Annotated in this window: 27 protein-coding genes; 12 read left to right on the forward strand and 15 right to left on the reverse strand. The window is 73.7% G+C overall.

The features are described 5' to 3' along the window. Positions 1-58 precede the first annotated feature (58 nt). Positions 59-934: a KPN_02809 family neutral zinc metallopeptidase gene (gene ypfJ, locus CLV34_RS00115; RefSeq protein WP_100348308.1), complete on the forward strand. Its 876-nt coding sequence runs from the start codon at positions 59-61 to the stop codon at positions 932-934. Positions 935-937: 3 nt separating this feature from the next. Here ypfJ and CLV34_RS00120 read toward each other — a convergent pair whose 3' ends face one another. Then, positions 938-2,302 (reverse strand): Nramp family divalent metal transporter, encoded by a 1,365-nt coding sequence (locus tag CLV34_RS00120; protein ID WP_100348272.1) that lies wholly within the window; start codon positions 2,300-2,302, stop codon positions 938-940. Between the two features lie 98 nt (positions 2,303-2,400). Here CLV34_RS00120 and CLV34_RS00125 point away from each other — a divergent pair, with 98 nt between their 5' ends. Beyond that, positions 2,401-2,907, forward strand: a complete 507-nt coding sequence (locus CLV34_RS00125) for a glutathione peroxidase (RefSeq protein WP_100348273.1) — start codon at positions 2,401-2,403, stop codon at positions 2,905-2,907. Here CLV34_RS00125 and CLV34_RS00130 read toward each other — a convergent pair. After that, positions 2,870-3,166: a hypothetical protein gene (locus CLV34_RS00130; protein ID WP_100348274.1), complete on the reverse strand. Its 297-nt coding sequence runs from the start codon at positions 3,164-3,166 to the stop codon at positions 2,870-2,872. The genes CLV34_RS00125 and CLV34_RS00130 overlap by 38 nt on opposite strands. A gap of 178 nt (positions 3,167-3,344) precedes the next feature. On the opposite strand from CLV34_RS00130, the gene CLV34_RS00135 reads away from it, so the two are divergent. Next, the gene (locus CLV34_RS00135; RefSeq protein ID WP_100348275.1) at positions 3,345-4,994 is read left to right on the forward strand and encodes a bifunctional NAD(P)/FAD-dependent oxidoreductase/class I SAM-dependent methyltransferase; all 1,650 of its coding nucleotides are present in this window, start codon (positions 3,345-3,347) and stop codon (positions 4,992-4,994) included. Between the two features lie 36 nt (positions 4,995-5,030). Here CLV34_RS00135 and CLV34_RS00140 read toward each other — a convergent pair whose 3' ends face one another. Beyond that, entirely contained in the window at positions 5,031-5,900 is an 870-nt protein-coding gene (locus CLV34_RS00140) for a VOC family protein (RefSeq protein ID WP_245858833.1), read from the reverse strand. 95 nt (positions 5,901-5,995) lie between these two features. Next, complete coding sequence (locus tag CLV34_RS00145; protein ID WP_100348277.1) at positions 5,996-6,574, reverse strand: NADPH-dependent F420 reductase; 579 nt, start codon at positions 6,572-6,574, stop codon at positions 5,996-5,998. A 112-nt stretch (positions 6,575-6,686) separates the two neighbouring features. Between CLV34_RS00145 and CLV34_RS00150 the strand changes: the two genes are divergently transcribed. The 4 genes from CLV34_RS00150 (at position 6,687) to CLV34_RS17300 (ending at position 8,861) form a co-directional block, all read left to right on the forward strand. After that, a complete protein-coding gene (locus CLV34_RS00150) occupies positions 6,687-7,211 on the forward strand; it encodes a MarR family winged helix-turn-helix transcriptional regulator (RefSeq protein ID WP_245858828.1) in 525 nt (174 codons plus the stop codon). A 129-nt stretch (positions 7,212-7,340) separates the two neighbouring features. After that, on the forward strand, positions 7,341-8,198 hold the full coding sequence (locus tag CLV34_RS00155) for an SDR family oxidoreductase (protein WP_100348278.1): 858 nt from the start codon (positions 7,341-7,343) through the stop codon (positions 8,196-8,198). 50 nt (positions 8,199-8,248) lie between these two features. Next, positions 8,249-8,464, forward strand: a complete 216-nt coding sequence (locus CLV34_RS00160; RefSeq protein WP_100348279.1) for a hypothetical protein — start codon at positions 8,249-8,251, stop codon at positions 8,462-8,464. A 43-nt stretch (positions 8,465-8,507) separates the two neighbouring features. Beyond that, positions 8,508-8,861, forward strand: coding sequence for a DUF6228 family protein (locus tag CLV34_RS17300; protein WP_425436151.1), 354 nt, complete (start codon positions 8,508-8,510; stop codon positions 8,859-8,861). A 173-nt stretch (positions 8,862-9,034) separates the two neighbouring features. On the opposite strand, the gene CLV34_RS00170 is transcribed toward CLV34_RS17300, so the two are convergent. The 8 genes from CLV34_RS00170 to CLV34_RS00205 are packed head-to-tail and all read right to left on the reverse strand — an operon-like array spanning position 9,035 to position 15,922. Next, positions 9,035-9,448, reverse strand: a complete 414-nt coding sequence (locus CLV34_RS00170; protein ID WP_100348281.1) for a metal-sulfur cluster assembly factor — start codon at positions 9,446-9,448, stop codon at positions 9,035-9,037. After that, positions 9,445-9,957 carry a Fe-S cluster assembly sulfur transfer protein SufU gene (gene sufU, locus CLV34_RS00175; protein ID WP_100348282.1) on the reverse strand — a complete coding sequence of 171 codons (513 nt, stop codon included), beginning with the start codon at positions 9,955-9,957 and terminating at the stop codon, positions 9,445-9,447. Before sufU ends, CLV34_RS00170 begins: the two co-directional genes overlap by 4 nt. A gap of 13 nt (positions 9,958-9,970) precedes the next feature. Beyond that, a complete protein-coding gene (locus CLV34_RS00180; protein WP_100348283.1) occupies positions 9,971-11,290 on the reverse strand; it encodes a SufS family cysteine desulfurase in 1,320 nt (439 codons plus the stop codon). A gap of 12 nt (positions 11,291-11,302) precedes the next feature. Next, positions 11,303-12,067, reverse strand: a complete 765-nt coding sequence (gene sufC, locus CLV34_RS00185; protein ID WP_100348284.1) for a Fe-S cluster assembly ATPase SufC — start codon at positions 12,065-12,067, stop codon at positions 11,303-11,305. Positions 12,068-12,092: 25 nt separating this feature from the next. Further along, on the reverse strand, positions 12,093-12,431 hold the full coding sequence (locus tag CLV34_RS00190) for a non-heme iron oxygenase ferredoxin subunit (RefSeq protein WP_100348285.1): 339 nt from the start codon (positions 12,429-12,431) through the stop codon (positions 12,093-12,095). Beyond that, complete coding sequence (sufD, locus tag CLV34_RS00195; RefSeq protein ID WP_100348286.1) at positions 12,428-13,669, reverse strand: Fe-S cluster assembly protein SufD; 1,242 nt, start codon at positions 13,667-13,669, stop codon at positions 12,428-12,430. The genes CLV34_RS00190 and sufD overlap by 4 nt, the downstream gene beginning before the upstream one ends. Then, positions 13,669-15,111, reverse strand: a complete 1,443-nt coding sequence (gene sufB / locus CLV34_RS00200; protein ID WP_100348287.1) for a Fe-S cluster assembly protein SufB — start codon at positions 15,109-15,111, stop codon at positions 13,669-13,671. The genes sufD and sufB overlap by 1 nt, the downstream gene beginning before the upstream one ends. Before the next feature lie 4 nt (positions 15,112-15,115). Further along, the gene (locus CLV34_RS00205; protein WP_100348288.1) at positions 15,116-15,922 is read right to left on the reverse strand and encodes a helix-turn-helix transcriptional regulator; all 807 of its coding nucleotides are present in this window, start codon (positions 15,920-15,922) and stop codon (positions 15,116-15,118) included. 242 nt (positions 15,923-16,164) lie between these two features. Between CLV34_RS00205 and CLV34_RS00210 the strand changes: the two genes are divergently transcribed. From CLV34_RS00210 to CLV34_RS00230, 5 genes are read left to right on the forward strand one after another with little or no spacing between them, the layout of a single operon-like run. Continuing rightward, positions 16,165-17,106, forward strand: a complete 942-nt coding sequence (locus tag CLV34_RS00210; RefSeq protein ID WP_100348289.1) for an ABC transporter ATP-binding protein — start codon at positions 16,165-16,167, stop codon at positions 17,104-17,106. Next, positions 17,103-17,900, forward strand: coding sequence for an ABC transporter permease (locus CLV34_RS00215; RefSeq protein ID WP_100348290.1), 798 nt, complete (start codon positions 17,103-17,105; stop codon positions 17,898-17,900). Before CLV34_RS00210 ends, CLV34_RS00215 begins: the two co-directional genes overlap by 4 nt. Positions 17,901-17,956: 56 nt before the next feature. Next, complete coding sequence (locus CLV34_RS00220) at positions 17,957-18,991, forward strand: COX15/CtaA family protein (protein WP_245858830.1); 1,035 nt, start codon at positions 17,957-17,959, stop codon at positions 18,989-18,991. Between the two features lie 49 nt (positions 18,992-19,040). Further along, positions 19,041-20,054, forward strand: coding sequence for an ATP-binding cassette domain-containing protein (locus CLV34_RS00225; RefSeq protein WP_100348291.1), 1,014 nt, complete (start codon positions 19,041-19,043; stop codon positions 20,052-20,054). Next, positions 20,051-20,896 (forward strand): ABC transporter permease, encoded by an 846-nt coding sequence (locus CLV34_RS00230; RefSeq protein ID WP_100348292.1) that lies wholly within the window; start codon positions 20,051-20,053, stop codon positions 20,894-20,896. The genes CLV34_RS00225 and CLV34_RS00230 overlap by 4 nt, the downstream gene beginning before the upstream one ends. A 33-nt stretch (positions 20,897-20,929) precedes the next feature. On the opposite strand, the gene CLV34_RS00235 is transcribed toward CLV34_RS00230, so the two are convergent. The 3 genes from CLV34_RS00235 to CLV34_RS00245 all read right to left on the reverse strand — a co-directional run bounded on the left by CLV34_RS00235 (position 20,930) and on the right by CLV34_RS00245 (position 26,947). Continuing rightward, complete coding sequence (locus CLV34_RS00235) at positions 20,930-24,439, reverse strand: AfsR/SARP family transcriptional regulator (RefSeq protein ID WP_157803628.1); 3,510 nt, start codon at positions 24,437-24,439, stop codon at positions 20,930-20,932. Positions 24,440-24,500: 61 nt separating this feature from the next. Continuing rightward, positions 24,501-25,202: an NUDIX domain-containing protein gene (locus CLV34_RS00240; protein ID WP_211289310.1), complete on the reverse strand. Its 702-nt coding sequence runs from the start codon at positions 25,200-25,202 to the stop codon at positions 24,501-24,503. Continuing rightward, positions 25,199-26,947, reverse strand: coding sequence for a CTP synthase (locus CLV34_RS00245; RefSeq protein ID WP_425436150.1), 1,749 nt, complete (start codon positions 26,945-26,947; stop codon positions 25,199-25,201). The genes CLV34_RS00240 and CLV34_RS00245 overlap by 4 nt, the downstream gene beginning before the upstream one ends.

Consider the following 26,947-nt stretch of genomic DNA (forward strand, 5'->3'; position numbering starts at 1 on the left):
GCGCCTTTGGCGCTTCCGGCAGACCGTGAAGGTGCCGTACCTCCTACGCTCGGGCGTCATGACGTTCTCCGACGGTTCCCACCTCGACCCCGACCGCGTCCGCCGCCGCGGCCCCGGCCGCACGACCGCGATCGCGGGCGGCGGGATCGGCACGCTCGTGGTCGCGCTCCTCGCGATCTTCCTCGGCAACGGCTCGATCGACCTGTCCGGGCTGACGTCCGGGTCGGACGCCGGCGACGAGTCCGGGACGGACTGCACCGCGGGTGCCGACGCGAACCGCGACGCCGAGTGCCGGTACGTCGCGACCCTGGAGTCGACCGACGCGTACTGGGCGAAGACGCTGCCCGACCAGGCCGGCGTCCGCTACACCGAGCCGGAGGCGGTGAGCTTCTCGGGCTCGACGTCGAGCGGGTGCGGCACGGCGAGCTCGGCGACGGGACCGTTCTACTGCCCCTCCGACGGCACGGTGTACCTCGACGTGGCGTTCTTCGACGACCTGACGAGCCAGTACGGGGCGAACGGTGGCCCGCTCGCGCAGGAGTACGTCGTCGCGCACGAGGTCGGCCACCACGTCCAGGACCTCACCGGCGTGCTGGACCGCGCGGGCGGGCACGCGGTGGGCGCGGACGAGGGGTCGGTCCGGACCGAGCTCATGGCCGACTGCCTGGGCGGCATGTGGGCGCACGGCGCGTCCAGCACGAAGGACGCGTCCGGGACGCCGTTCCTCGAGAAGCTCACGCAGCAGGACGTGGCCGACGCGTTGTCCGCCGCCGCGGCGGTGGGTGACGACCGTCTGCAGCGGGCCGGCACCGGGCACGTCGACCCGGACTCGTGGACGCACGGCAGCGCCGCGCAGCGCGAGGCCGCGTTCCGGCTCGGCTACTCGACGGGCTCGTACGACCGGTGCGCGGCGATCCTCACGAAGGGGGTCTGACGCTCACCCGGCGACGGTCAGGACGAGCAGCGCGAGGTTGAGCGTCACGATCGCGGCGGCGACGGTCCACCCGGCGACGCGCATCCGCGGCCCGTCGACGAACTCCCCCATGACCTCGCTGTTGCCCGTGAGGCGCAGCAGCGGGACGAGCGCGAACGCGATGCCGAAGCTCAGCACGACCTGGCTCACGACGAGCGCCCAGGTCGGCTCCGCGCCGGCGGCGAGGATCACGAGGGCGGGGATCAGCGTGACGACGCGCCGCACGGCGAGCGGCACCCGGACCTTGAGGAGACCGCCCATGATCACGGCGCCGGCGTAGGCGCCGACGGACGTCGACGCGAGCCCCGACGCGAGCAGCCCGAGGGCGAAGACGACACCGATGCCTGGTCCGAGGGCGTCGACGATCGCCTGGTGGGCGCCCTCGATGGTGTCGGTGCCGTCGACGCCGCGCAGGGTGGTCGCGGCGACGAGCAGGAGCGCGACGTTGACGACGCCCGCGACCGCGAGCGCCCCGACCACGTCCCACCGCGTCGCGCCGAGCAGCCGGCGGACGCGCCGGTGGTCGGCCGTCGCGTCGACGCCGCGGCCGTGCTGGTCGGGGGCGTGCTGGCCGCGCGCGTGGTGGTCGCGCGCGAGCGCGGAGTGCAGGTAGACGGCGTGCGGCATCACGGTGGCGCCGAGCATGCTCGCGGCGAGGAGCACCGAGTCCGCGCCGTCGAACCGCGGCACGAGCCCGCCGAGCACGTCGCCCGGCGCGGGGGGCGCGACGAACAGCCCGGCGACGAACCCGACGGTGATGACGGCGAGCAGGGCGATCACGGCGGCCTCGAAGCGTCGCTGCCCGCGCCCCTGGACGAGCAGCAGCCCGAGCGACACGACTCCGACGATCACGCCGCCGAGCACGAGCGGCAGGTCGAAGAGGAGCTGGAGCGCGATGGCGCCGCCGATGACCTCGGCGACGTCGGTCGCGGCCGCGACGACCTCCGCCTGGCCCCAGTACGCCAGGCGTGCGGGCCGGCGCAGGCGCTCGCCCAGGAGGTCGGGCAGCGACTTGCCGGTGACGATGCCGAGCCGCGCCGACTGGTACTGCACGAGGACGGCCATGAGGTTCGCGGCGACGAGGACCCACAGCAGCATGTACCCGTAGCGCGAGCCCGCGCTGACGTTGGCCGCGACGTTCCCCGGGTCGACGTACGCGATCGCGGCGACGAACGCGGGGCCGAGCAGCGGCAGGAGCCCGCGTCCGAGCCGGCCGGTGGGCGCACGACGGTCGGGCACGCCGACCGGCTCCGTGCCGGCAGGCGCGGTGCCGGCAGGCGCGGACACGGTCGGCTCCTCGGTGCGCACTGCGGGGTGACCCTGCTCCATCCCACGATCTTAGGCTATCCGTCGACAAGAGTTCGCCTCGCCGAACTCCTGACGACGGGCGCCGCCGCGGGCGCCCGCGACGGCGGTAGGGTCGCACCATGACGGACACGGGACTGGCGGACATCGAGGTCACCACGCTGCGCGGCGAGACGACGACGTTCGGGGCGCTGACGGACGGCAAGGTGGCTCTCGTCGTGAACGTGGCGTCGCGCTGCGGGCTCGCGCCGCAGTACGAGCAGCTCGAGGCGCTCCAGAAGCAGTACGGCGACGCCGGGTTCACCGTCGTCGGCTTCCCGAGCAACCAGTTCCTCCAGGAGCTGGGCTCGCAGGACGCGATCGCCGAGTACTGCTCGGCGACCTGGGGCGTGACGTTCCCCATGACCGACAAGGTGCGCGTCAACGGGAAGAACGCGCACCCGCTCTACCAGGCGCTCAAGCAGACCCCGGACGACGACGGCAAGGCCGGGCGCGTCACCTGGAACTTCGAGAAGTTCCTCGTGCACCCGGACGGCCGGGTGCGCCGGTTCCGTCCGCGGACCGTCCCGGACGACCCCGCGATCGTCTCCGTCATCGAGGAGTGGACGGGCTCCGCACCGGCAGCGTGACGCCCTCGGCGGGCGTGACGACGTCGAGGGCGGTCGTCCGGGTCGCGGGTCGCTCGACGGCCTCCCGGTAGACCGCGCCGCGGCGTGCCGCCACCTCGGAGAAGAGCGGCATCTCGGTCGAGTCGCCCTGGTCGACGAGGCGGCGCAGGACGACGCTCTCGAGGTGGTCCAGCTCCGCCAGCCGGCGCCGGTCGGTCGCGTCCAGCAGGGCGTGGACGTCGGCGAGCGAGGGGGTCGGACGTGTCGTCTGGGTGCTCATCGCGCGCCTCCGGGTGTGCGGGCTGGTAGGTGCGCCGGCGAGGGTGGTGCCGACCGGCCGATCCTTCCCGGCCGACCTGGGAGGTTCCTCGGACCGCGCCCGGTACACGGCCAGGAACCTCTTGCCGATACCGCAAGCGTCGTTGCCGCAGTGGTCGCCGGCCCGTACCGTCGGCCTCATGACCACCGCGCACCCTGATCACGCCGACCACCACCGGGACCCTGACCACCCACGGGACCACGGACACCACAAGCACCCCCCGACGGAGCGTCACTGCGACGTCGCGGTGATCGGCGGCTCCGCCGCGGGGCTCGCGGCCGCGCTCCAGCTCGCCCGCCAGCGCCGGAGCGTCGTCGTGGTCGACGACGGCACGCCCCGCAACGCCCCGGCGGCACACATGCACGGCTACCTCGGGCACGAGGGCGTGGCCCCCGGCGACCTCGTGGCCGCCGGGCGCGAGGAGGTGCGGTCGCACGGCGGCGAGGTGCTCCCCGGACGCGCCACGGGCGTGCACCGCCGCGACGACGGCAGGTTCGTCGTCGCCCTCACCGGGGGCCACACCCTCGTGGCGCGCCGTGTGCTGGTCGCCACGGGACTCACCGACGACCTGCCGGCGATCGACGGCGTCGCGGAGCAGTGGGGGCGCGGGGTCGTTCACTGCCCCTTCTGCCACGGCTTCGAGGTGCGCGACCAGAGGCTCGTGCAGATCGTGACGAGCCCGCTGGGCCTGCACCCGACGCCCCTGTTCCGGCACCTCACCGACCGGCTGACCGTCGTGCTGCACGACCCGACAGGCGTCGACGAGGCCGCCGTGGACACGCTCGCCGCCGCGGGAGTCACGATCGAGCGCACCCCGGTCGCCCGGGTGCTGACCGGGGCGGACGACGCGGTGTCGGGCGTCGAGCTCTCCGACGGGCGCGTCCTCGACGCCGACGCCGTGGTCGCCGGGTCCCGCTTCCAGGCGCGCGTCGACACGATTGCCGGGCTCGGGATCACCGCCACCCCGCACGCGTCGGGCGCGGGCGACGTGCTGGCCGTCGACCCGCGCGGCGAGACGGCCGTCCCGGGCGTCTACGCGGCCGGGAACGTCACCGACCCGAGCCTCCAGGTGCTCCCGTCGGCGGCCCAGGGTAGCCAGGCGGGTGCCATGATCGCCTTCTCCCTGGCCGACGAGGACCTGCGCGACGCCGCACGCCGCTCGGGCGAGGAGACCGACTGGGACCACCGGTACGGCGGCGAGGGCCGCGCCTGGAGCGGCAACCCGAACGGCACGCTCGTGCGCGAGGTCGCAGACCTGGAGCCCGGCCGGGCGCTCGACGTGGGGACGGGCGAGGGCGCCGACGCGCTCTGGCTCGCCGAGCGCGGGTGGCAGGTCACCGCCACGGACATCTCCGGCAACGCGCTCGCCCGGGTCCGCGCCGAGGCCGACCGTCGCGGCCTCGCCGTCGAGCTCGTGCGCAGCGACGCCAACGACCCGGAGCCGTTCGGCAACGGGACGTTCGACCTCGTCTCGTTGCAGTACGGGGCGTTCAAGCGGACGCCCGACCAGCGCGGGCTGCGGAACCTGTTCGACGCCGTCGCGCCGGGCGGCACGCTCCTCGTGGTGCACCACGACCTCGCCCCGCTGCAGGAGCCCGTGGACGTGGCCGCCCAGACCCGGACGTTCGACCCGGCGGCGTTCGTGGGCGTCGACGAGATCGCTGCGGCGCTCAGCGACGACCCCGGCACCTGGGACGTCGAGGTCCACGAGACGCGCACGCGTCCTCCGGGCGCCGCGACCACGCACCACGTGGACGACGTGGTGCTGCGCGCGCGCCGCGCCGGCTGAGGAGACGCCCGACGCGCCGCACCGACGCGCCGGGCATCAGCGTGCGAGGACGTCCTCCACGCTCGACCCGGGCAGGGACACCGTGACCTGCGTGTCCCACGGGTCGCGGGTCGTCACGGCGCGGCCGTCGTCCGTGAACGCGACGCCGCGCGCGGTGAGGCGGGCAGCCAGCGCGTCGAGGTCGTCGCGGCCGGGGACGGTCACGGCGACGTCCCCCAGCCCCAGGGTCGACGCGCGCGGTCCCGCACCCCGGCTGTTCCACACGTTCATGGCGACGTGGTGGTGGTAACCGCCCGCGGACGCGAACAGTGCGCCGGGGTACTCGCGCATGGTCGCCTCGAACCCGAGGGTGCCGACGTAGAACGCGTCAGCCCGCTCGATGTCGCCCACCTGCAGGTGCACGTGCCCGACGCGACCCGCGAGCGCGGGGCCGGCATCGAGCGCGTCCTGCGTGAGGTGGGCGCGCAGGAAGTCGTTCGGGTCGAGGTACGTGGTGTCCATGAGCACCTGCCCGCGCGCGTGCAGCCACAGGCTGCGGTCCCGGTCGGTGTACAGCTCGATGCCGTTGCCCTCGGGGTCGGTGAAGTAGAACGCCTCGCTCACGGAGTGGTCGCTCGACCCGACGAAGCGGCTGCGGGGGTCCTGCGCCGCCCGGTACACGGTGGCGGCGAGCCCGGGCTGGTCGTCGAACAGGAACGCCGTGTGGAACAGGCCGGACTGGCGCGGGTCCACCGCCGGCAGGTCGGGCGTGTGGACGAGCCGCATCATGGGCGTCGTCCCCCGGCCGAGCACCCGGTGCACCTCGCGTCCGCGGGTCCGCTCCTCGACGGGCTCCATCGCGAGGGCGCCGGCGTAGTAGTCGGTCATCTGCTCGAGGTCCCCGACGCGCAGCGTGACGGCGTCCATCACGGTGTCGGGGTTGATCGTGGTGTCGGGAGCGGTCGTGGTGTCGGGAGCGGTCGCGCCGGCGGCTGCCGACGAGGTGCCGGTGGCAGCCGTGCTCATCGAGCGACCGCCAGCCCGCCGGTCCAGGGCAGCTTCTCGCCGACGGCGAGCGTGAGCTGGAGGAAGCCGATCGCCTCGAGCTCGTGGGCGCGGGCGAGCGAACCGGCGTCGAGGCCGTGCACTCCCCCCGCCTCGACCGCGGCGACCAGCGCGGACTTGGCGGCGTCGTCGTCGCCCGCGACGAGGACGGTCGTCGGCAGGTCGCCGGTCTTCTTGCTCGCGAGGGTCGCGGCGAACGTCGTGTTGAACGCCTTGAGGACGCGGCTCTGCGGCAGTGCGGCCTGGATCTCGGCGGCGGCGGACGACCCGGCGGGCACGACGAGCGCGTCGAACGTCGCGAAGTCGAGCGGGTTGGTGATGTCGACGACGACCTTCCCGGCGAGCTGGTCGCCGTACGCCTCGAGGATGCCCGCGACGGACGGGTACGGGACGGCGAGGACGACCACGTCGCCGGTGAGCGGCGCGGTGCCGACCTCCGCGTGCGAGACGTACGCGACGTCGTTGCCGCCGTCGGCGAGCACGCCGCCGATCGCGTGCGCCATGTTCCCCGTGCCGATGATGGTGAAGGTGGTCATCGTGCTGCTCCTCGTCAGCCGACGGGCCAAGCCGTCGAGCAATTGATTGTATCTACAACCAACACGATAGCGCGCTATAGTTGTACGTGCAACCAACTAGGAGGACGAGGCCGTGACCACGACAGGTACGACGCGGAGCGCCGTTGCGCTGCAGCAGAGCGAGCGCGTCGCCGTCGCGCGCCTGCACGCGCTGCTCGAGCTGCTGCCCGCCGCGCTCGACCAGCAGCTCGCGCCCGCCGGGCTCACGTCGTTCGAGTTCACGCTGCTCGAGGCGCTCGCGGAGGCCGACCACCACCGGCTGCGCCTGTCCGCGCTCGCGGCGCGCACCAACGCGACGCTCCCCCGACTCTCGCGCGTCGTGACCGGGCTGCAGCGCAAGGGCCTCGTCGACCGCGTGCCGTGCGAGCAGGACGCCCGCGCGACCAACGCCGTCCTCACCGCCGCCGGCACCGCCGCGTACGCCGACGCGCGGCCCCTGCACGACCGCGCGGTGCGCACGATGATCCTCGACGGGCTCGACGGCGACGACGTCGACCGGCTCGCCGACCTCACGCTCGCCGTCCTGCGCCGACTCGACCCGGGCCGCCGCCTCGACGTCACCGCCACGTGCAGCGCCGATCCCGCGCCACGCCCCTGAAGCACCCCCGTCCCTGAGGTGCGGCGGCCCCTCCGCGCGTCGGGCCATCGACCGACCTACGGTGGCCAGGACGCCGCCCGGGACACGTCCGGGACCACGGCACCCGTGCGGTTCGACCGAGGAGCACCGATGGCGGACGACGCTTTTCCCGCGCAGCAGCAGGAGCCGCCGGGTCTCACGAGCAGCATGGATCCGGTGCCGGACCACGGCGAGTCGTCCTACGTGGGGCACGGGCGCCTGGCCGGTCGACGCGCCCTCATCACGGGCGGTGACTCGGGCATCGGACGCGCGGTCGCGATCGCGTTCGCCCGGGAGGGCGCCGACGTGGCGATCTCGTACCTGCCCGAGGAGCAGCCCGACGCGGACGACACCGCCCGGTGGGTCGAGCGGGCCGGGCGACGCTGCGTCCTGCTCCCCGGCGACCTGCGGGACGAGCAGACGGCCCGCGCGGTCGTGGCCGATGCGGCGCAAGCGCTCGGCGGGCTCGACGTGCTGGTCAACAACGCGGCCTACCAGATGGCGCGTCGCGACCGGTTCGAGGACCTCGCGAGCGACGACCTCGACCGCGTCCTGAAGACGAACCTGTACGCCCTGTTCTGGGTCACCCAGACGGCGCTCGCCCACCTGGGCCGGGGCGCGTCGATCATCAACGTGTCGTCGGTCCAGGCGTACCAGCCGTCGACGGCCCTGGTCGACTACGCGGCCACGAAGGCCGCGATCAACAACGTCACCGTCAACCTGGCCGCGGAGCTCGGCCCGCGAGGAATCCGCGTCAACGCCGTGGCGCCCGGACCGATCTGGACGCCGCTGCAGCCCGCCACCCAGCCCGCAGAGACCCTCGAGAGCTTCGGCGTCGACACCCCGCTCGGACGCGCGGGGCAGCCTGCGGAGGTCGCTCCGGCGTTGGTGTTCCTCGCGTCGGAGACGGAGGCGTCGTACGTGTCCGGCACCGTGCTGGGTGTGACCGGAGGCAAGGCGGTCTTCTAGCGCACCCGGCTCGGCGCGCCTCGGCAGCGGCCCGCGCCTACCGTCGACGCATGAGCGAGACATCCACGTACCGCGCCGTCCTGTCCGGCGGCATGCAGTCGGCGCAGCAGATCGGGCCGACGTTCCAGTCCACGCCCGACGAGGCCCAGGCCCGCCTCGACGAGATCCTGGCGCAGAACTGGCAGGAACCCGGAGCCCTCGTCCGGCTCGAACGCTCCGGCACCGACGGCTGGGAGACCACCGGCATCGAGGTGACGGTCGACTGATCTCCAGGAGTTCGGTCAGGGCTCCGGCGGCGACGCTCTGACACTGTCGCTCGAGCCGTGCGCAGACGAACACGACCCCTACCTCACCGGCCTGCTGTTCCACGCGGTAGGCGACGGGGCGCGTGTGGAAGCGCCTGTCCTGCTGATCGGCTCCACGGAGCTACCCCAGTTCTTCCGGGGTCTCTACGACGACTTCCGAGGCTGGGAGGGAGATCGGGTGTGGCGTTCCCTCGAGGACGAGCTCCGTGTCACGGCACACCACGACGGACACGTCCACCTCCGGTGGGAGCTCAGCTGCGCGAGATGGCGGGAGACGTCATGGACCTTCTCCACCGTCACGCAGCACGGTGCCGGCGAAGACATGCGTCGCACGCCGACGAGATCGAGGTCCTGCTGACAACAACGTCTGCTGAACCCCCGAGACAGAACTTCCGCGCGTCAAAGACACTGTCGCAGTCTGGAGCACCGACGCCCGGGACACCGGTCTCCGGAGCGGATCGCTCGTCAAGAGACGAAGGTCCCGACCTCCAGGAGGTCGGGACCTTCGTCGTCACGACAGGCCGGGCGGGGTCAGACGTTGAACCCCAGCGCCCGGAGCTGGTCCTTGCCGTCGTCGGTGATCTTCTCCGGACCCCACGGCGGCATCCAGACCCAGTTCATGCGGAACCCGGAGACGACGTCCTCGAGCGCCATCGCGGACTGCTCCTCGATCATGTCCGTCAGCGGGCACGCGGCCGACGTGAGGGTCATGTCGATGACGCAGTGGTTGTTCTCGTCGACGTGCACGCCGTACACGAGCCCGAGGTCGACGACGTTGATGCCGAGCTCGGGGTCGATGACGTCACGCATCGCCTCCTCGACGTCCTCGACGGACGCGGGTGTCGCCGCGGCGGCGGCGGCGTCGGTCACGGCGGGCGCCTCAGTGGAGGCGGCGGCCGGGGCGGCGGCCTCGATGTCGGCGGGGGCCGACTGTTCGGTGGTCATGCGTCCTCCTTGAGAGGGGTCGTGGTGGCGCGCGCGAGCGCGTCGCGCAGCGCGGCCCAGCCGAGCAGCGCGCACTTGATGCGGGCGGGGAACTTGGACACGCCGACGAACGCGGACGCGTCCCCCAGCGTGTCGGCGGCCGTGTCGTCGATGCCCTGGCCGCGGGACGCCATGAGGGCGCGGAACGTCTCGCCGAGCTGCTCGGCCTCGTCCACCGGCTTGCCCGTGACGAGCTCGGTGAGCACCGACAGCGACGCCTGCGAGATGGAGCAGCCCTGGCTGTCCCACCGCAGGTCGGCGATCGTGCCGGCGTCGAGCACGACCCCGAGGGTCACCTCGTCGCCGCACGTCGGGTTGACCTGGTGCGACTCGCCGGTGTGGTGAGCGTGGTCGTGGGCGGCGGCCTCGGTGGGCACGTCCAGCGCGGCGAGCCCCCGGCCGTGGCTCGCGCGAGCCTGGTCGAGGATCACCTGCTGGTAGAGCTGTTCGAGCGCGCTGGGCCCGGTCATGACGTCACCTTCCTCATGCCCCGAAGAACGCGCGGACCCCGCCGAGTGCTTCCCGCAGCGCGCGGACCTCGTCGAGGGTCGTGTAGACGGACGCGGACGCGCGGGCGGTCGCGGCCACACCGAACCGGCGGTGCAGGGGCTGCGCGCAGTGGTGCCCGACGCGCACGGCGATACCGGTGTCGTCGAGGTACTGGCCGACGTCGTGCGCGTGCACGCCGTCCACGACGAACGACACGACGGCCAGGCGCTCGACCGCCTCGGTCGGACCGATGACGCGGACGCCCGGGACCTCCTGGATGCGCAGCAGCTCGGCGGCGACCTCGCGCTCGTGCGCGGCGACCGCGTCCATGCCGAGCTCGCTCAGGTACCGCGCGGCGGCACCCATGGCGACGGCCTGGGCGACGGGCTGCGTGCCCGCCTCGAACCGCTGCGGCGGCGGCGCGAACGTGGTCGTCTCCATGGTCACGACCTCGACCATCGACCCGCCCGTGAGGAACGGAGGCAGGTCGGCCAGCACGTCCCGGCGCCCGTACAGCGCGCCCACACCCGTCGGCCCGAGCATCTTGTGCCCGGAGAACGCGGCGAGATCCACGCCGAGGGCGCGCAGGTCGACGGGCAGGTGGGGCACGGACTGGCACGCGTCGAGCACGGTGAGCGCCCCGACCTCGCGCGCCCGGGCGACGAGCGGCGCGACCGGCGTGATCGCCCCCGTGACGTTCGACGCGTGCGTGAACGCGAGCACCTTGGTGCGCTCGGTCACGACGTCGCCGACCTGGTCGACACGGATCCGGCCCTCGTCGTCCACCTCGAGCCAGCGCAGGGTCGCACCCGTGCGGGCAGCGAGCTCCTGCCACGGCACGAGGTTGGCGTGGTGCTCGGCCTCGGTCACGACGATCTCGTCGCCCTCGGCCAGGGCGAAGCGCCGCGACTCGGCCCGCCCCCGCCCCCGGGCCGCGTCGAGCGTCGCACCCAGCAGGGCGTGCGTCACGAGGTTGAGCGCCGTCGTCGCACCGGACGTCCAGACGATCTCGTCCGGGTCGGCGCCGACGAACGCGGCCACGGCCGCCCGGGCGTCCTCGAACGCCTCGGTCGCCTCCTCCGCGAGCTGGTGCGCGCCGCGGTGCACCGCAGCGTTGCGCTGCAGGTAGAAGTCCTGCTCCGCGTCGAGCACGGGGTCGGGCTTCTGGCTCGTCGCCCCGGAGTCCAGGTAGACGAGCGGACGACCGCCCCGCAGCTCACGTCCGAGCAGCGGGAAGTCCGCGCGCACGGCAGCGAGCTCGGCGTCGCTCAGGCGCGCGGCCGAGGACGCCTGCGGGGCGGTCGTCGTGGTCATCTCGGGGCTCCGTCAGGCGCTGACGCTCGAGGTGAGGAACCGGTCGTAGCCCTCGTTCTCGAGACGCTCGGCGAGCTCCGGGCCGCCCTCCTCGGCGACGCGACCGTCGACGAAGACGTGCACGTGGTCGGGCTTGATGTAGCGCAGGATGCGCGTGTAGTGCGTGATGAGCAGCACGCCGAGCCCGGTCGCCTGGTGCGCGCGGTTCACGCCCTCCGACACGATGCGCAGCGCGTCGACGTCGAGGCCGGAGTCGGTCTCGTCGAGCACGGCGAACTTCGGCTTGAGGAGCTCGAGCTGGAGGATCTCGTGGCGCTTCTTCTCGCCGCCCGAGAAGCCCTCGTTGACGGAGCGCTCCGCGAACTCGGAGTCCATGCGCAGGTCGGCCATGGCGGACTTGACGTCCTTGACCCAGGTGCGCAGCGCGGGCGCCTCGCCGTCGATCGCGGTCTTGGCGGTCCGCAGGAAGTTCGACACGGACACGCCCGGCACCTCGACGGGGTACTGCATCGCGAGGAACAGGCCGGCGCGGGCGCGCTCGTCGACGGACATCGCGAGGACGTCCTCGCCGTCGAACGTCACCGTGCCACCGGTGACCTGGTACTTGGGGTGCCCGGCGAGCGAGTACGCCAGAGTGGACTTGCCGGAGCCGTTCGGGCCCATGATGGCGTGGATCTCGCCGGAGCCGATGGTCAGGTCGACGCCGCGCAGGATGGGCTTGGGGCCCTCCTTCGTCTCGACGCTGACGTGCAGGTCGCGGATCTCGAGAGTGGACATGTGGTTCTCCTCAGTCACAGAAAAGTCAGTTCAGCGGTGCGTCGACGTCCACGAGCACCTGCTCGCCGTCGACGGTCACCGGGTAGACGGGGACGGGCCGGATCGCGGGCAGGGCCGTCGGCATGCCGTCGCGCAGGTCGAACTGCGACCCGTGCAGCCAGCACTCGACGTAGCAGCCCTCGACCTCGCCGTCCGACAGCGAGACCTGCCCGTGGGAGCAGATGTCGCTGATCGCGTGCCAGTTGCCGTCGCCGTCACGGACGACGGCGACCTCGACGGTCGACCCGTTGGCGGCGACGAGGTCGGCCCGCAGGGCCTCCTCGGGCGCCAGGTCGGACGTCGTGCACGCGACCTGGGCGGTCATGCTGCGCCTTCGCTGCCCTCGATGACGCTCATCGACTTCGCGAGCTCGGCCTCGATCGAGGCGAGCAGCTTGGTCTCGACCTCCTCGACGCCGATCTCGTGGATGAGCTCGGCGAAGAAGCCGCGCACGACGAGCCGGCGCGCGTCGACCTCGGGGATGCCGCGCGAGCGCAGGTAGAACAGCTGCTCGTCGTCGAAGCGCCCGGTCGCGGACGCGTGACCCGCACCCTCGATGAGGCCGGTCTCGATCTCGAGGTTCGGCACCGAGTCGGCCCGCGCGCCGTCCGTGAGGACGAGGTTGCGGTTCAGCTCGTACGTGTCGGTGCCCTCGGCCTCGACGCGGATGAGCACGTCGCCGACCCACACGGTGTGCGCGCCCTCGCCCTGCAGCGCGCCCTTGTAGGTCACGCGCGACTTGCAGCTCGGGACCGCGTGGTCCACGAACAGGCGGTGCTCCTGGTGCTGGTCCGCGTCCGCGAAGTACAGCCCGACGAGCTCGACCTCGCCGCCCTCGCCCGCGAACTCGGCGTCCGGGGTCACGCGGACGACGTCGCCGCCGAACGTCACGACGACGTGCTTGAGGCGTGCGTCGCGTCCCAGGCGGGCGCGGTGCGAGCTGGCGTGCACGGCACCCTCGGACCAGTCCTGCACGGTCACGAGCGTGAGGTGCGCACCGTCGGCGACGTCGATCTCGACGGTCTGGTCGAGCGTCGCGACGCCGGTGTGCTCGAGCACGACGACGGCCTCGGAGAGCGGCTCGGCCTTGACGAGCACGTGCTGCACGGACGCCTCGGGCGAGACGCCCTCGGTGCGCACGTGCGTCACGCCGGACGCCACGGCCTCCTTGCCGACGGTCACGACCGTGGCCTCGGAGAACGCGTTCCACGCGGTGACGGCGGTGCGGTCGCCCGGCTTGCCGACCTGGCCCAGGCGGGCGTCGTCACGGCCGACGGTCTCGACGGAGACCTCGGCGGGCGCGTCGACCGTGGTCTTGACGCCCGAGGCCGAGAGGTCCGCGGCGAACAGCGGCGCGAGGCGACGGACCGGCGAGAACCGCCACTCCTCCTCGCGGCCCGTCGGGACGGGGATGTCGGCGAGGTCGAACGACGTGAGGCGCTCGGCACGCGACCCGGCCGGGACGACCTTCTCGCCGTGCGTGTGGGCACCGTCCGCCTGCGCGCGGGAGTGGTCCGTCGACACGCCGCGGGGCGCGTCGGTGGTCGAAGTGGTGGCAGTCATCAGCCGACAGCACCTTCCATCTGGAGCTCGATGAGGCGGTTGAGCTCGAGCGCGTACTCCATGGGCAGCTCGCGCGCGATGGGCTCCACGAACCCGCGCACGATCATCGCCATGGCCTCCTGCTCGGTCAGGCCTCGGGACATCAGGTAGAACAGCTGGTCCTCGCTCACGCGCGACACCGTCGCCTCGTGACCCATCGAGACGTCGTCCTCGCGGACGTCGACGTACGGGTAGGTGTCGGACCGGGAGATCTGGTCGACGAGCAGCGCGTCGCAGAGCACGTTGGACGCCGAGTGCTCGGCGCCCTCGAGGATCTGCACGAGGCCGCGGTACGACGTGCGGCCACCGCCGCGCGCGACCGACTTCGAGACGATCGAGCTCGACGTGTGCGGGGCCGCGTGGACCATCTTGGAGCCGGCGTCCTGGTGCTGGCCCTCGCCCGCGAACGCGATCGAGAGGGTCTCGCCGCGCGCGTGCTCGCCCAGCAGGTAGATCGCCGGGTACTTCATGGTGACCTTGGAGCCGATGTTGCCGTCGACCCACTCCATGGTCGCGCCGGCCTCCGCCGTCGCGCGCTTGGTCACGAGGTTGTACACGTTGTTCGACCAGTTCTGGATCGTCGTGTACCGGACGCGGGCGTTCTTCTTGACGATGATCTCGACGACCGCGGAGTGCAGCGAGTCGCTCGAGTAGATCGGCGCGGTGCAGCCCTCGACGTAGTGCACGTACGAGCCCTCGTCGGCGATGATCAGCGTCCGCTCGAACTGGCCCATGTTCTCCGTGTTGATGCGGAAGTAGGCCTGCAGCGGGATCTCGACGTGCACGCCCGGCGGCACGTAGACGAACGAGCCGCCCGACCACACGGCGGTGTTGAGCGCGGCGAACTTGTTGTCGCCCGACGGGATGACCGAGCCGAAGTACTGCTCGAACAGCTCCGGGTGCTCGCGCAGGCCCGTGTCGGTGTCGAGGAAGATGACGCCCTGCTCCTCGAGGTCCTCGCGGATCTGGTGGTAGACGACCTCGGACTCGTACTGCGCGGCGACGCCGGCGACGAGCCGCTGCTTCTCGGCCTCGGGGATGCCCAGGCGGTCGTACGTGTTGCGGATGTCCTCGGGCAGGTCCTCCCAGCTCTTGGCCTGCGCCTCGGTGGACCGCACGAAGTACTTGATGTTGTCGAAGTCGATGCCCGTGAGGTCGGCGCCCCAGCTCGGCATGGGCTTCTTGTCGAAGAGCTTGAGGGCACGCAGGCGGCGCTCGAGCATCCACGCGGGCTCGCTCTTGAGCGCGGAGATGTTGCGCACCACGTCCTCGTCGACACCGCGGCGCGCGCTCGCGCCCGCGGCGTCCGCGTCGTGCCAGCCGTAGCCGTAGTTCCCGATCGAGGCGATCGCCTCGTCCTGGGACATCGGCTGCCCGGCCACCTGCTCGGTGGGAGCACTCATAGCATCATCCTTCCTGCGCCGCGGACGGCGGTTTCGGGGGGTTCGCAGAACCGGTCGGCGCCGAGGGCCGGCGGACGACCGGGACGTTCGTGGTGCACACGTGCCCGCCGCCCGCGAGGGTCGACAGGCGCTGCACGTGGGTGCCGAGGAGCTCGGCGAAGACCTGGGCCTCCGCCTCGCAGAGCTGCGGGAACTCCGCGGCGATCTGCTGCACCGGGCAGTGGCCCTGGCACAGCTGGACGGTGTGGACGACGGCTGCGGGCCGTCCGGCGGACGAACCGGCGGGGCGCGCGGTCGGAGGCAGGGCGGACGGCACGGGCCGCACGCTCGCGGCGTAGCCGTCCCCGGCGAGGGCTGCGGCGAGCTGGTCGACGCGTCCCTCGACGTCGTCGGCGTCGACGAGGCCGCGGTACCGCTCGGCCATGGCCGCGTAGCGCTCGGCGGCGAAGGCCTCGACGGCCCGCTCGCCGCCGTGCTGGCGCAGGAAGCGCAGCGCGGCCGCCGCGAGCTCGGGGTACTCGCCCGCCATGTGCGCCTGGCCCTGGCGGGTCGCGACGTAGCGGCGCGCGGGCCGGCCGCGCTGCGCGGGGGCGTGGGGCTGGCTGCCGATGTCGTGGACGGCGATGAGGCCGTCCTCCTCGAGACAGACGAGGTGGCGGCGCACGCCGGTCGCGGTGAGCCCGAGCTCGGTCGCGAGCGCCGCGGCGCTGACCGGGCCGCGCTCGGCGACGAGGGCGAGCACGCGCTCGCGCGTCGAGGCGTCGGTGGCGCTCGCGGCGGTCTCGGCCTCACGGACGTGGATCGTCGACATGCTCACCTCCTCGGTGCGCGCGGCGCGGGGGTGCCTCCTGGCACCACCGTCATCGGATATGCCAACATTTTCGTTGCCTAAATCCGTCCGCGCAAGGAAGGCGCCCCTTAGTGACGAGCATCTCGCCCCCCGCGGGGGCGGGCGGAGCGCACCCCGAGCCCTGCCGCCTAGACTCGAGCACCGTGCCCGAACCCGCCACCCCGCAGCCCGGGGCCGCCCCGTCTGCCAGCCCGTCGAGCGCCGTGTCGCCCACCGAGGTCGACGACGCGCTCGTCGTGCGCGGGCTCGCGAAGTCCTACGACGGCCGGCGTGTCGTCGCGGGCCTCGACCTCACCGCGCGCCGTGGCGCCGTGACCGCCGTGCTCGGACCCAACGGCGCCGGCAAGACCACCACGATCGAGTGCTGCGAGGGCCTGCGCACCCCTGACGCCGGGACCGTCCGCGTCCTCGGCCTCGACCCGCACACCGACGCCGCGGCGCTGCGACCCCGGGTCGGCGTGATGCTGCAGGACGGCGGCCTGCCCACGGGGGTGCGCGCGCTCGAGATGCTCGAGCACGTCGCGCACCTGTACGCCGACCCGCGCGACGTCGGCGAGCTCACCGAGCGCCTCGGTCTCGCGTCGTTCGCCCGCACGACGGTCCGGCGCCTGTCCGGGGGCCAGCGGCAGCGGCTCGCCCTCGCCGTCGCGATCGTCGGACGTCCCGAGCTCGTGTTCCTCGACGAGCCGAGCGCCGGCATGGACCCCCAGTCGCGCCGCGCCGTGTGGGACCTCGTCACCGAGCTGCGCGACGAGGGCGTCGCGATCGTCCTGACGACCCACCTCATGGACGAGGCCGAGTCCCTCGCCGACGACGTGGTGGTCGTGGACCGCGGCGCCGTGATCGCGTCCGGCACGACGCACGACCTCGTGACGTCCGGCGCCGGGCCGGACGGCACCAGGGCACCCGACAGCACCCTGCGCTTCGAGGCGACGCCCGGGCTGCCGCCCGACCTCGTGCCCGGTCTCGCGCTGCGCGAGTCCGCGCCCGGCACCTACGTCGTGGCGGGGTCCGTGGACGCCGCGACCGTCGCCGCCCTCACCGCAGCCCTCGCCGAGCGCGACGTCCTCGTGCACCGGCTCACGGTGGGCCGCCGCACCCTCGAGGACGTGTTCCTCGACCTCACCGGGAGGAACCTGCGATGACGTCGCACACGGCGGGCACGACGGACGCCGCCCCCACGACCGCGCACAGAGGTGCCGCGTCGCCGGCGCGCCGGGTCGCGGCGCAGACCGCGTTCGAGACGCGCATGATCCTGCGTAACGGCGAGCAGCTGCTCGTCACGATCTTCCTGCCGCTGTTCCTGCTCGTGGCGCTCGACCGCGTGCACGCGATCGAGCTCGACACCGGCGGCGCGAGCCGCATCGACTTCGTGACCCCGGGCGTCCTCGCCGTCGCTGTCATGTCCACCGCGTTCACGTCGCAGGCCATCGCCACGGCGTTCGACCGCCGCAACGGGGTGCTGCGTCTCATGGCGACCACCCCCCTGGGCCGCGGTGGCCTGCTCGCCGGAAAGTTCCTCGGCGTCCTCGCCGTCGAGGTGGTGCAGGCGGTCGTGCTCGTCGCCGCCGCGCTGCTGCTCGGCTGGCACCCGCACGCCGCCGGCATCCCCCTGGCCGTCCTCGCCGGGCTGCTCGGGACGGCGGCGTTCACCTCGCTCGCGATGCTCGTGGCCGGCACCCTGCGCGCCGAGGGCGTGCTCGCCGTCGCGAACCTGCTGCTCGTGGTCCTCATCGCCGCGGGCGGCGTGCTCGTGCCCCCGTCGCACCTCGCCCCCGGGTGGGGCCACGTCGCCGCCCTCCTGCCCTCCGGCGCGCTCGGCGACGCCATGCGCGGCGCACTCCTCGACGGCAGCGTGCCGCTCGGCGCGGTCGCGGTCCTGCTCGGCTGGACCGTCGTGCTCGGCTGGGCCGCACGGCGCTGGTTCCGGTGGCAGTGAGCTCGCCGGCCCCCCGCGGTTCGGGAACCGGGGTCCGCGCCGGTTACGGTGGCCCGGTGAGCACGCCGACCGACGACGCCCCCGCACGCCCTGCGCCGGACGCCGTTCGCGACCCCGGGCACGGCCCGCAGAGTCAGCACGGCCCGCGCGCCGTCGTGACCCGCGTCCTCGACCGCGCGGCCGGGTGGACGCGCTGGGTCGTGCTCGCCAACCTCGTCGGACAGATCGCGATCATCGTCACCGGCGGCTTCGTGCGCCTCACCGGGTCCGGCCTCGGGTGCGAGACGTGGCCCGAGTGCCACCCCGGCTCGTTCGTCCCCGTCCGGCACGCCGCGACCGGGTACCACCAGGCGATCGAGTTCGGGAACCGCATGGTGACCTTCGTGCTCGTCGTCGTCGCGGCCGCGACCGCGGTCCTCGTGTGGCGCAGCGCGCGCGCCGCGTCGGTGCGCCGGCTCGGCCTCGTGCCGCTCGTCGGCGTGCTCGTCCAGGCCGTCCTCGGCGGCATCACCGTGCTCACCGACCTCGCACCGCAGATGGTCGCCGTCCACCTGCTGGTCTCCATGGCGCTCGTGGCCCTCTCGACGCTCTTGCTCGCACGCGTCGTCGAAGGCGACGGTCCCCCGCACCGCGTCGTCGACCCCGGCACCTGGACGCTGTCGCGCGTGCTCGGCGTCCTGCTCGTGCCCGTGCTCGTCCTCGGCGCGATCACGACGGGCTCCGGACCCCACGGCGGCGACGACGTCCACGCCGAGCGCCTCCCGTTCGACCCCGAGACGGTCGCGCGTCTCCACGCCTCCGCCGTGTGGCTCTTCCTCGTCGTGCTCGTCTGGCTGCTGTGGCGCACCCGCCGCTTCCCGACGCCGCAGCGCGTCCGCCGCGCGCTGCTCGCCGTCCTCGGCCTGTGCCTGCTGCAGGGCGCCGTCGGGTACGTCCAGTACTTCACGGGGCTGCCGATCGGCATGGTGGCCGTGCACATGATGCTCGCCGCCGTGTTCACCGCCACGGTCTCGTGGACCCTGCTCACGATGCGCGTCCGCCCGGGGCTCGAGCCGCCGTCAGGGGCCGTCAGCGCCGCGTCAGCGACCTGACAGCGCGACCTCCGATGCTGGGCACGTATCCCGCACCAGGAGGTCAGCAATGGCACACAGCAAGGGGCCCGGCTCGGACTGGGCCGTCGAGGCGCACGGCCTCGTCAAGCTCTTCGGCGACAACCGGGCGGTCGACGGCGTCGACCTCACCGTCCGCACCGGCACCGTCTACGGCGTCCTCGGCCCCAACGGGGCCGGCAAGACGACCACCATCCGCATGCTCGCGACCCTCCTGCGCCCCGACGGCGGCGAGGCCAGCATCTTCGGCCACGACGTGCGGCGCGAGCCCTTCGTCGTCCGGCAGCTCATCGGCGTCACCGGGCAGTACGCGTCCGTCGACGAGACGCTCTCCGCGACCGAGAACCTCATGCTCTTCTGCCGGCTCAACGGCCTGCGCGGCAAGGCCGCGCGCCGCCGGTCCGCCGAGCTGCTCGAGTCGTTCGCACTGACCGAGGCCGCGTCGCGGCCGCTCAAGAACTTCTCCGGCGGTATGCGGCGCCGGCTCGACCTCGCGGCGAGCCTCATCGCGCAGCCGCCCCTCATCTTCCTCGACGAGCCCACCACCGGCCTCGACCCGCGCACCCGCACGCAGATGTGGGACACGGTCCGCGACCTCGTCGCGACCGGCTCGACCGTCCTGCTCACCACGCAGTACCTCGACGAGGCCGACCAGCTCGCCGACCGCATCGCGGTCATCGACCGCGGCCGGGTCGTCGCGGAAGGGACCGCCGACGAGCTCAAGGACACGGTCGGCGACCAGTCCCTGCAGCTGGCGGTGGCCCACGCCGCCGACCTCGGCACGGCGCAGGCGCTGGCGGAGCAGGCGTTCGGGGTGAGCGCGACGCTCAGCCCCGAGGCGCGACGGATCACCGTCCCCGTCACCGGCCCCGACGCCGTGACCGACCTGCTCGTGCGTCTGCGCGAGGCACGCATCGAGGTCGCGTCGCTCAACATGTCGAAGCCCAGCCTCGACGAGGTGTTCCTCACGCTCACCGGCCACGAGACCGCGGACGACGCGGACGAGACCTCCGACACCACCGCACGAGAGGCGGTCCTGCGATGACCACGACGCTCCTGCCCACCGCGCGCGACGCGCGCACCACCATCGTCCCCGGCCTGGACCGCGACCTGAAGAACCGCACCTCGCTGCGCCAGACGGTCGACAACACCCTCACGATGGCCCACCGCGGCCTGCTCAAGATCAAGCGGACGCCCGAGCAGCTCTTCGACGTCACCCTCCAGCCGATCCTGTTCACGCTGATGTTCTCGTACATCTTCGGCGGGGCGCTGGCCGGCGACGTGAAGTCCTACCTCCCGACGCTGATCCCCGGCATCCTCGTCCAGACGGTCATCACGACGTCCGTCGTGACGGGCGTGCAGCTCCGCGAGGACATGGACAAGGGCGTGTTCGACCGGTTCAAGTCGCTGCCCATCGCCCGGATCGCCCCCCTCTCGGGTGCGCTGCTGGCCGACACCCTGCGCTACCTCATCGCGACGACCCTCACGTTCGTCATGGGTTTCGTCATGGGCTACCGCCCGGAGGGCGGCCTCGGGGGCGTCGTGGCGGCGGGGGTCATGGTCATCGTCTGCTCGTGGGCCGTGAGCTGGATCTTCGCGTTCTTCGGCGTCGTCGCCCGGACCGCGTCGAGCGTCCAGGGGATCTCGATGATCGTCCTGTTCCCGCTGACGTTCCTGTCGAACGCCTACGTGGACCCGTCGACCATGCCGGGCTGGCTTCAGGGCTTCGTGAGCGTCAACCCGATCTCGCACCTCGTCACCGCCGTGCGCGACCTGGCGAACGACGGGACGTTCGGGTCGGACGCGTGGATCTCGCTGCTCGGCGCCGCGGTGATCGTCGCCGTCTTCGCCCCGCTGACCGTCAAGGCGTACATGCGCAAGGCGTGACGACCGACACCCGACGGCTCGTGGCACCGCGTCTCAGACGCGGCGCCACGGGCCGTCGTCGATGATCTCGCGGACACGGGCCGTGGGGTCCTCGACGGCGGCCGCGCGCTCCTCGCCGGCCCGCACGACGTCCTCGCCCGCCACCCGGACGGCGAGGTCCCTGTGCCGCGCGCGACGCAGCGCCAGGACGTCCTGGCGCGACGCGAGACGGCCGGCGAGGGCCAGCAGCTCCACGCCGTCGGCCACCCGGCCCAGCTCCGGACGCGCCCACAGGGACGCGCCGAGCGCCGCCGCGGACGACCCCAGGACGGGACGGTCCACGAACCCGGGCAACGACCGCAGCAGCGCGCGCGTGACGGCGCGCTGCTCGCGGGTCCAGACCTCGAGCTGCTCGGCGGACGCGACGGGCGTCCGCTCCTCGAGACCGGCCTCGGCGGCGTCGAGCGCGGCCAGCGCGAGCCGCGAGGCCCCCGTCGACACCCGGCTCTGCAGCGCGCCGAAGCGCTGCCCCTTCAGCTCGTCGAGGATCTCGGTGAGGGTGCGCAGCGCGGCCTCCAGGTCGCCGCGGCCCGCCGCCTCGTGCGCGAGGCCCGACGCCCCCACCATGCGGCGCTCCGACGGACCGCCAGGACCCTCGTCCCGGCCGTCGTGCTCGTCGAGCGGGGTCGCCGCCAACCGGTGCAGCGCGGGGAGGACCTCGGCGCCGCGGCCCGTCGCGACCATCATCGTCGTCTCGAGGTTGTCGAGCTGGAGCAGGAACGCCTCGGCGTCCACCGCCTCGAAGCCCTCGCGCGCGACCGCGATCCAGCGCAGGGACTCGGCCGGGTCGCCCTCCTCCGCGGCGAGCTCGGCGAGGTGCTGCGCCGCCATGGCCGCACCCCACGTCTCCTCGTGCGCCGTCGCGATCGTGTGGGCGCGCCGGGACTGGACGAGCGACTCCGCGAGCCTGCCCTGGTTCTCCGCGAGCTGCGCCGACATCAGGTACGCGACCAGCGAGACGTACCAGTCGTCGGACTCCCGCAGGTCCGCGAGGACGACCGGGACGCGCGGCGGGTCGAGCGTCGCGTCGAGGAGCCGTGCCGTCGCGAGCTGCCCGGGCGTGAGCAGCTCCGGCCGCCGCAGCAGCCGTCGCAGGCGCGCGAACGACCGCATGCCCTCGGCCTGGTCCGTCAGGGCCGACATGGGCGACCCTGCCGCGGCCAGGACCCAGACGAGGTCGCCCACCTCGTCGTCCGCGGGCTCGCGGCCCACCAGGGCGCGCGCGACCTCGAAACCGAGCGTGACGGTCTCGCCGAACTGCGACCGGAGCATCCACAGGCGCGCGAGGAACGCGAACACGGGCAGCAGGACGTCGCGGCGCCGGTCCGCGAGCGCCCAGCGGAGCACCTGCACGAGGTTCTCCTGCTCGACGCGCCCGCGCCGCACCGCGTCGACCTGGGCGGCGCCGACGAGCCTTCCCTGGAGCGTGCGCGCGAGGTCGCGCGCCCACGCGTGGACCGCGTCGCGGACGGCGTCCTGCTCCCCCGAGCGCTCCAGCTCGAGCGCGGCGAACTCGCGGACGGTCTCGAGCATCCGGTAGCGGGTCGTGCCCGCGATCCGGTCGTCCACGGCGACGAGCATGGACTGGCTGACGAGGGCGTCGAGCTGGTCGAACGTGGCGAAGCCCGCGTCGGGCCCGTCGCACGCCGCCGTGACCTGCTCCGCCGTCGCGGCGTCGAACGCCCCCGGCAGCACGCACAGCCGGCGCAGCAGCGCCTGCTCCGCCCCGCCCAGGAGGTTCCACGACCACGCGATGACGGCGCGCAGCGTCCGGTGCCGCTCGGGTGCCGCCCGGTCCCCCGACGTCAGCAGCGCGAACCGGGACGCGAGGCGACGCTCGATCTCGACGACCGACATGGACCGCGTGCGCGCCGCCGCGAGCTCGATCGCGAGGGGCAGCCCGTCGAGCCGGTCGCACAGCCGCTCGACGACGTCGGCCGGGAGGTCGACGTCCGGCCGCGCCGCACGGGCGCGCTGCTCGAACAGGAGCGCCGCCGGACCAGACGCTCCGCCGGCGCCCGTGCCGACAGGTCCCGGGGTGCTGGCGGACCCGCCGTCCCCCACCGCCCGCCGGCTCGCGAGCGGTGGCAGCGGGAAGACCGCCTCCGCCGTGAGCTCGAGCGGGGCGCGGCTCGTCGTCAGCACGCGCGCCGACGTCTCGGCCAGCACGTCGGCCGTCCAGCGGGCCGCGCCGTCGAGCACGTGCTCGCAGTTGTCGAGCACGAGGAGCGTCGCGGGGGTGCGCAGGCGGTCGAGGATCCGGGACCGCAGGTCGGTCCGCCCGAGCTGGTCACCCAGGCGCGTCGAGCCCTGGCCGTCGCCCACGCCGAGCCGCGTCGCGAGCGCCAGCTCGACGTCGTCGTCCGTGCGGACGCTCGCGAGCTCGACCACCACGACGGGCGCGCCGGCGTCGGCCGCCCGGTGCGCGACCTCCTGCGCGACGCGCGTCTTGCCGAGACCGCCCGGTCCCAGGACCGTGACGAGACGGGACGTCCGCAGCGCCACCTCGATGGCCGCGACGTCCGCGTCGCGCCCGACGAGCGCGTTCGGCGGGGTCCGCAGGCCCAGGACGAGCACGCTGCGGCGCGGAGCCGCGTCCTCCGGCGTGCCCGGGCCGGCCGAGGTCACGGCCACGGTCGGCGGTGCGATCGCCGGCGCGGTCGGGTGGGCGGCCCGCGCGGCGGCGGCCGGCACCTCGCCGCGCAGCACGTGCTCGTGCAGCCGGACCACGTCCGCGGACGGGTCCGCGCCCAGCTCGTCGGCGAGAGCCTCGCGCAGGGTCGCGAACGCGCGCAGGGCGTCGGCCTGCCGGCCCGACCGGGCCGCGGCCGTCATGAAGGCGAGGCACGCCGCCTCGTCGGCGGGGCGGTGGGCGAGGCGGTCGCCCGCGACGGCGAGGACCCCCTCGTCGTCCCCCGCGGACACGAGCGCGTCGAGCCGCACGTCCTGCAGCGTCGAACGCACGCGCCCGGCCTCCGCGCCGAGCGACTCGGCGAGCGGTGAGCCGGGGGCGAGGTCGGCGCCGGGCTCGCCGCGCCACAGCGCGAGGGCGTCGTCCACCGCGGCCAGCGCGGCGTCGGGGCGGCCTGCCGCCAGCGCCGACGCCGCCTCGCGCGCGGCGGCCCGCGCCCGCGTCAGGTCGCTCGAGCCGACGAACGCGTAGCCCGACGGCGACGATGCGAGGAGGCCCTCGGCGCCGATGCGTCGGGTGCGCGAGACGACGGTCTGCAGCGCCGCCCGCGGGTCGGCGAGGTCGCCCTGCTCGCCGCGGTCCCACCAGAGGTCGTCGAGCAGGTGCGCGGACGACACCGGACGTCCCGCGGCGAGCGCGAGGGCGACGAGCAGGGCCCGCGACCGAGGCCCGGCCGGGGCGACCATGCCGCCCGGACCGCGGAGCAGCACGGGCCCGAGCACCGCGAGGTCGGGCGCGCCGACGGGCGGCGCGGGCGTGTCGTCGGATCCGGTGGGCCGTCCGGACGGCGCGGGCGAGGAGGACGACGGCACGACCACAACCCTAGTCGTCTGGACCGTCACCCGCCGTGACCGGACGCTGCGCCGTGGCCGGTCAGGCGGTCGCGAGGTCGCCGTCGGCCGCCCGGTCGAGCAACGGGGCACGGCGCCGCTCGGGCCACGCCACGTCGGCGGGACGCAGCGACGCCCAGCCGCCCGCGCGGGACGCGTGCGCGGCCAGCACGCCGACGACCGCCGACGGGTTGTGCACCGCACCCGACAGCACGGCGGCCACCGCGTCGTCGAGCGGCACCCAGCGCACCTCGATGTCGCGCTCCTCGTCGTGGCGCTCGAACCGCTCGTCGTCCGGGACGGGCGACAGGTCGCGCGCCACGAACACCCGCAGGGCCTCGGTCGAGCCGCCCGGCGTCGTGTAGTAGTCCGTGAGGACCGCCCACGAGGCGGCCCGCAGGTCCGCCTCCTCGGCGAGCTCGCGGGCCGCCGTGAGCTCTGCGGGCTCCCCGTCCACGTCGAGCAGACCGGCGGGCACCTCCCACAGCTCGCGCCCCACCGGGTGGCGGTACTGACGCAGCAGCAGCACGCGGTCGTCCGGGTCGAGGGCGACGACGGCGACCGCACCGGGGTGGTCGATCACCTCGCGCGTCACGGTGGAGTGGCCGAGGTCGACGCGGTCCGTCACCACGTCCCACACCCGGCCCCGGTGCACGGCCTCGCGGCCCAGCACGGGCCGCGGCGCGACCACGTCCTGGACCGCGGTGCCGGGGACCGCGGGGTCCTGCCCGCGCTGGTCGCTCACAGCGCGGCGTCCGCCGTCGCGTCCTCGGACGCGTCGACCGACGACGCCTCGTCCGAGCCCTGCGCGGCACCGGTACCGGTGCCCTCCGCACGGACCCGCAGCGCCGCGCCGACCAGCCCCGCGAACAGCGGGTGCGACCGCGTCGGCCGGGACTTGAACTCGGGGTGCGCCTGCGTCGAGACGTAGTACGGGTGCACGTCCGCCGGCAGCTCGACGAACTCGACGAGCGAGCCGTCCGGGCTCGTCCCCGAGATCACCAGGCCGGCCGCCTCGAGCTGGTCGCGGTAGGAGTTGTTGACCTCGTAGCGGTGGCGGTGGCGCTCGGACACCTGCGTCGTCCCGTACGCGGCCGCGACGACCGAGCCGGGCGTCAGGACGGCGTCGTACGAGCCGAGGCGCATGGTGCCGCCCAGGTCGCCCTCGCCGCCCACGATGGTGAGCTGCTCCTCCATCGTCGCGACGACGGGGTGCTGCGTCGACGCGTCGAACTCCGACGACGACGCGTCCGCGAGACCGAGCACGGTCCGCGCGTACTCCATGACCATCGACTGCAGGCCGAGGCAGATGCCGAGCGTCGGGACCCGGTGCTCGCGGGCCCAGCGCAGCGCACCGAGCTTGCCCTCGATGCCGCGCACCCCGAAGCCGCCGGGCACGAGCACCGCGTCGACGCCCGCGAGCTGCGCCTGCGCGCCCTCGGGGGTCTCGCACGTGTCGGACGCCACCCAGCGGATGTGCACCTTGGCGTCGTGCGCGAAACCGCCGGCGCGCAGCGCCTCGGTCACGGACAGGTACGCGTCGGGCAGCTCGATGTACTTGCCGACGAGCGCGACCTCGACGTGGTGCGCCGGCTCGTGCACGCGGCGCAGCAGCTGGTCCCACCCCGCCCAGTCGACGTCGTGGAACGGCAGACCGAGGCGGCGCACGGCGTACACGTCGAGGCCCTCGGCGTGCAGCACGCGCGGGATGTCGTAGATGCTCGGCGCGTCCTTGCAGGTCACGACGGCCTCGTCGTCGACGTCGCAGAAGCTCGCGATCTTGCGCTTGGTCGACTCGGGCAGGTCGCGGTCGCAGCGCAGCACGATCGCGTCGGGCTGGATGCCGATGCTGCGCAGCGCCGCCACGGAGTGCTGCGTGGGCTTGGTCTTGAGCTCGCCCGACGGGCCGATGTACGGCACGAGCGACACGTGCAGGAAGAAGACGTCGTCGCGGCCGACGTCGTGGCGGACCTGGCGCGCGGCCTCGAGGAACGGCTGCGACTCGATGTCGCCGACCGTGCCGCCGATCTCGGTGATGATGACGTCGACGTCGTCACCGGCCTGCGCACGCATGCGCGCCTTGATCTCGTCGGTGATGTGCGGGATGACCTGGACGGTGTCGCCGAGGTACTCGCCGCGGCGCTCCTTCGCGATGACGCTCGAGTACACGACGCCGGTGGTGACGTTCGCGGACGCCTCGAGGTCGACGTCGAGGAAGCGCTCGTAGTGCCCGATGTCGAGGTCGGTCTCGGCCCCGTCCTCGGTGACGAAGACCTCACCGTGCTGGAAGGGGTTCATCGTGCCGGGGTCGACGTTGATGTAGGGGTCGAGCTTCTGCATCTTGACGCGCAGGCCGCGCGCCCGCAGGAGGCGGCCGAGGCTCGAGGCGGTCAGGCCCTTGCCGAGCGAGGAGGCCACACCACCCGTCACGAAGATGTGTCGCGTCGGGGATTCCGCGCGCAGCCGGGAGGACGAAAGGGACCTGCTCAA

Source organism: Luteimicrobium subarcticum, from assembly GCF_002798015.1.
GTDB classification, from domain to species: Bacteria; Actinomycetota; Actinomycetes; order Actinomycetales; family Cellulomonadaceae; genus Luteimicrobium; species Luteimicrobium subarcticum.

Excerpts from the sequence above, each read along its gene's own strand:
- CLV34_RS00225 (WP_100348291.1), top strand. The coding sequence starts at position 19,041 with ATGGCACACAGCAAGGGGCCCGGCTCGGACTGGGCCGTCGAGGCGCAC.
- CLV34_RS00125 (WP_100348273.1), top strand. The coding sequence starts at position 2,401 with ATGACGGACACGGGACTGGCGGACATCGAGGTCACCACGCTGCGCGGC.
- ypfJ (WP_100348308.1), top strand. The coding sequence starts at position 59 with ATGACGTTCTCCGACGGTTCCCACCTCGACCCCGACCGCGTCCGCCGC.
- CLV34_RS00130 (WP_100348274.1), bottom strand. The coding sequence starts at position 3,166 with ATGAGCACCCAGACGACACGTCCGACCCCCTCGCTCGCCGACGTCCAC.
- CLV34_RS00180 (WP_100348283.1), bottom strand. The coding sequence starts at position 11,290 with ATGACCACGACGACCGCCCCGCAGGCGTCCTCGGCCGCGCGCCTGAGC.
- CLV34_RS00145 (WP_100348277.1), bottom strand. The coding sequence starts at position 6,574 with ATGACCACCTTCACCATCATCGGCACGGGGAACATGGCGCACGCGATC.
- CLV34_RS00190 (WP_100348285.1), bottom strand. The coding sequence starts at position 12,431 with ATGACCGCCCAGGTCGCGTGCACGACGTCCGACCTGGCGCCCGAGGAG.
- sufC (WP_100348284.1), bottom strand. The coding sequence starts at position 12,067 with ATGTCCACTCTCGAGATCCGCGACCTGCACGTCAGCGTCGAGACGAAG.
- CLV34_RS00155 (WP_100348278.1), top strand. The coding sequence starts at position 7,341 with ATGGCGGACGACGCTTTTCCCGCGCAGCAGCAGGAGCCGCCGGGTCTC.
- sufD (WP_100348286.1), bottom strand. The coding sequence starts at position 13,669 with ATGACTGCCACCACTTCGACCACCGACGCGCCCCGCGGCGTGTCGACG.
- CLV34_RS00215 (WP_100348290.1), top strand. The coding sequence starts at position 17,103 with ATGACGTCGCACACGGCGGGCACGACGGACGCCGCCCCCACGACCGCG.
- CLV34_RS00135 (WP_100348275.1), top strand. The coding sequence starts at position 3,345 with ATGACCACCGCGCACCCTGATCACGCCGACCACCACCGGGACCCTGAC.
- CLV34_RS00205 (WP_100348288.1), bottom strand. The coding sequence starts at position 15,922 with ATGTCGACGATCCACGTCCGTGAGGCCGAGACCGCCGCGAGCGCCACC.
- sufB (WP_100348287.1), bottom strand. The coding sequence starts at position 15,111 with ATGAGTGCTCCCACCGAGCAGGTGGCCGGGCAGCCGATGTCCCAGGAC.
- sufU (WP_100348282.1), bottom strand. The coding sequence starts at position 9,957 with ATGACCGGGCCCAGCGCGCTCGAACAGCTCTACCAGCAGGTGATCCTC.
- CLV34_RS00140 (WP_245858833.1), bottom strand. The coding sequence starts at position 5,900 with ATGGACGCCGTCACGCTGCGCGTCGGGGACCTCGAGCAGATGACCGAC.
- CLV34_RS00160 (WP_100348279.1), top strand. The coding sequence starts at position 8,249 with ATGAGCGAGACATCCACGTACCGCGCCGTCCTGTCCGGCGGCATGCAG.
- CLV34_RS00170 (WP_100348281.1), bottom strand. The coding sequence starts at position 9,448 with ATGACCACCGAACAGTCGGCCCCCGCCGACATCGAGGCCGCCGCCCCG.
- CLV34_RS00230 (WP_100348292.1), top strand. The coding sequence starts at position 20,051 with ATGACCACGACGCTCCTGCCCACCGCGCGCGACGCGCGCACCACCATC.
- CLV34_RS00120 (WP_100348272.1), bottom strand. The coding sequence starts at position 2,302 with ATGGAGCAGGGTCACCCCGCAGTGCGCACCGAGGAGCCGACCGTGTCC.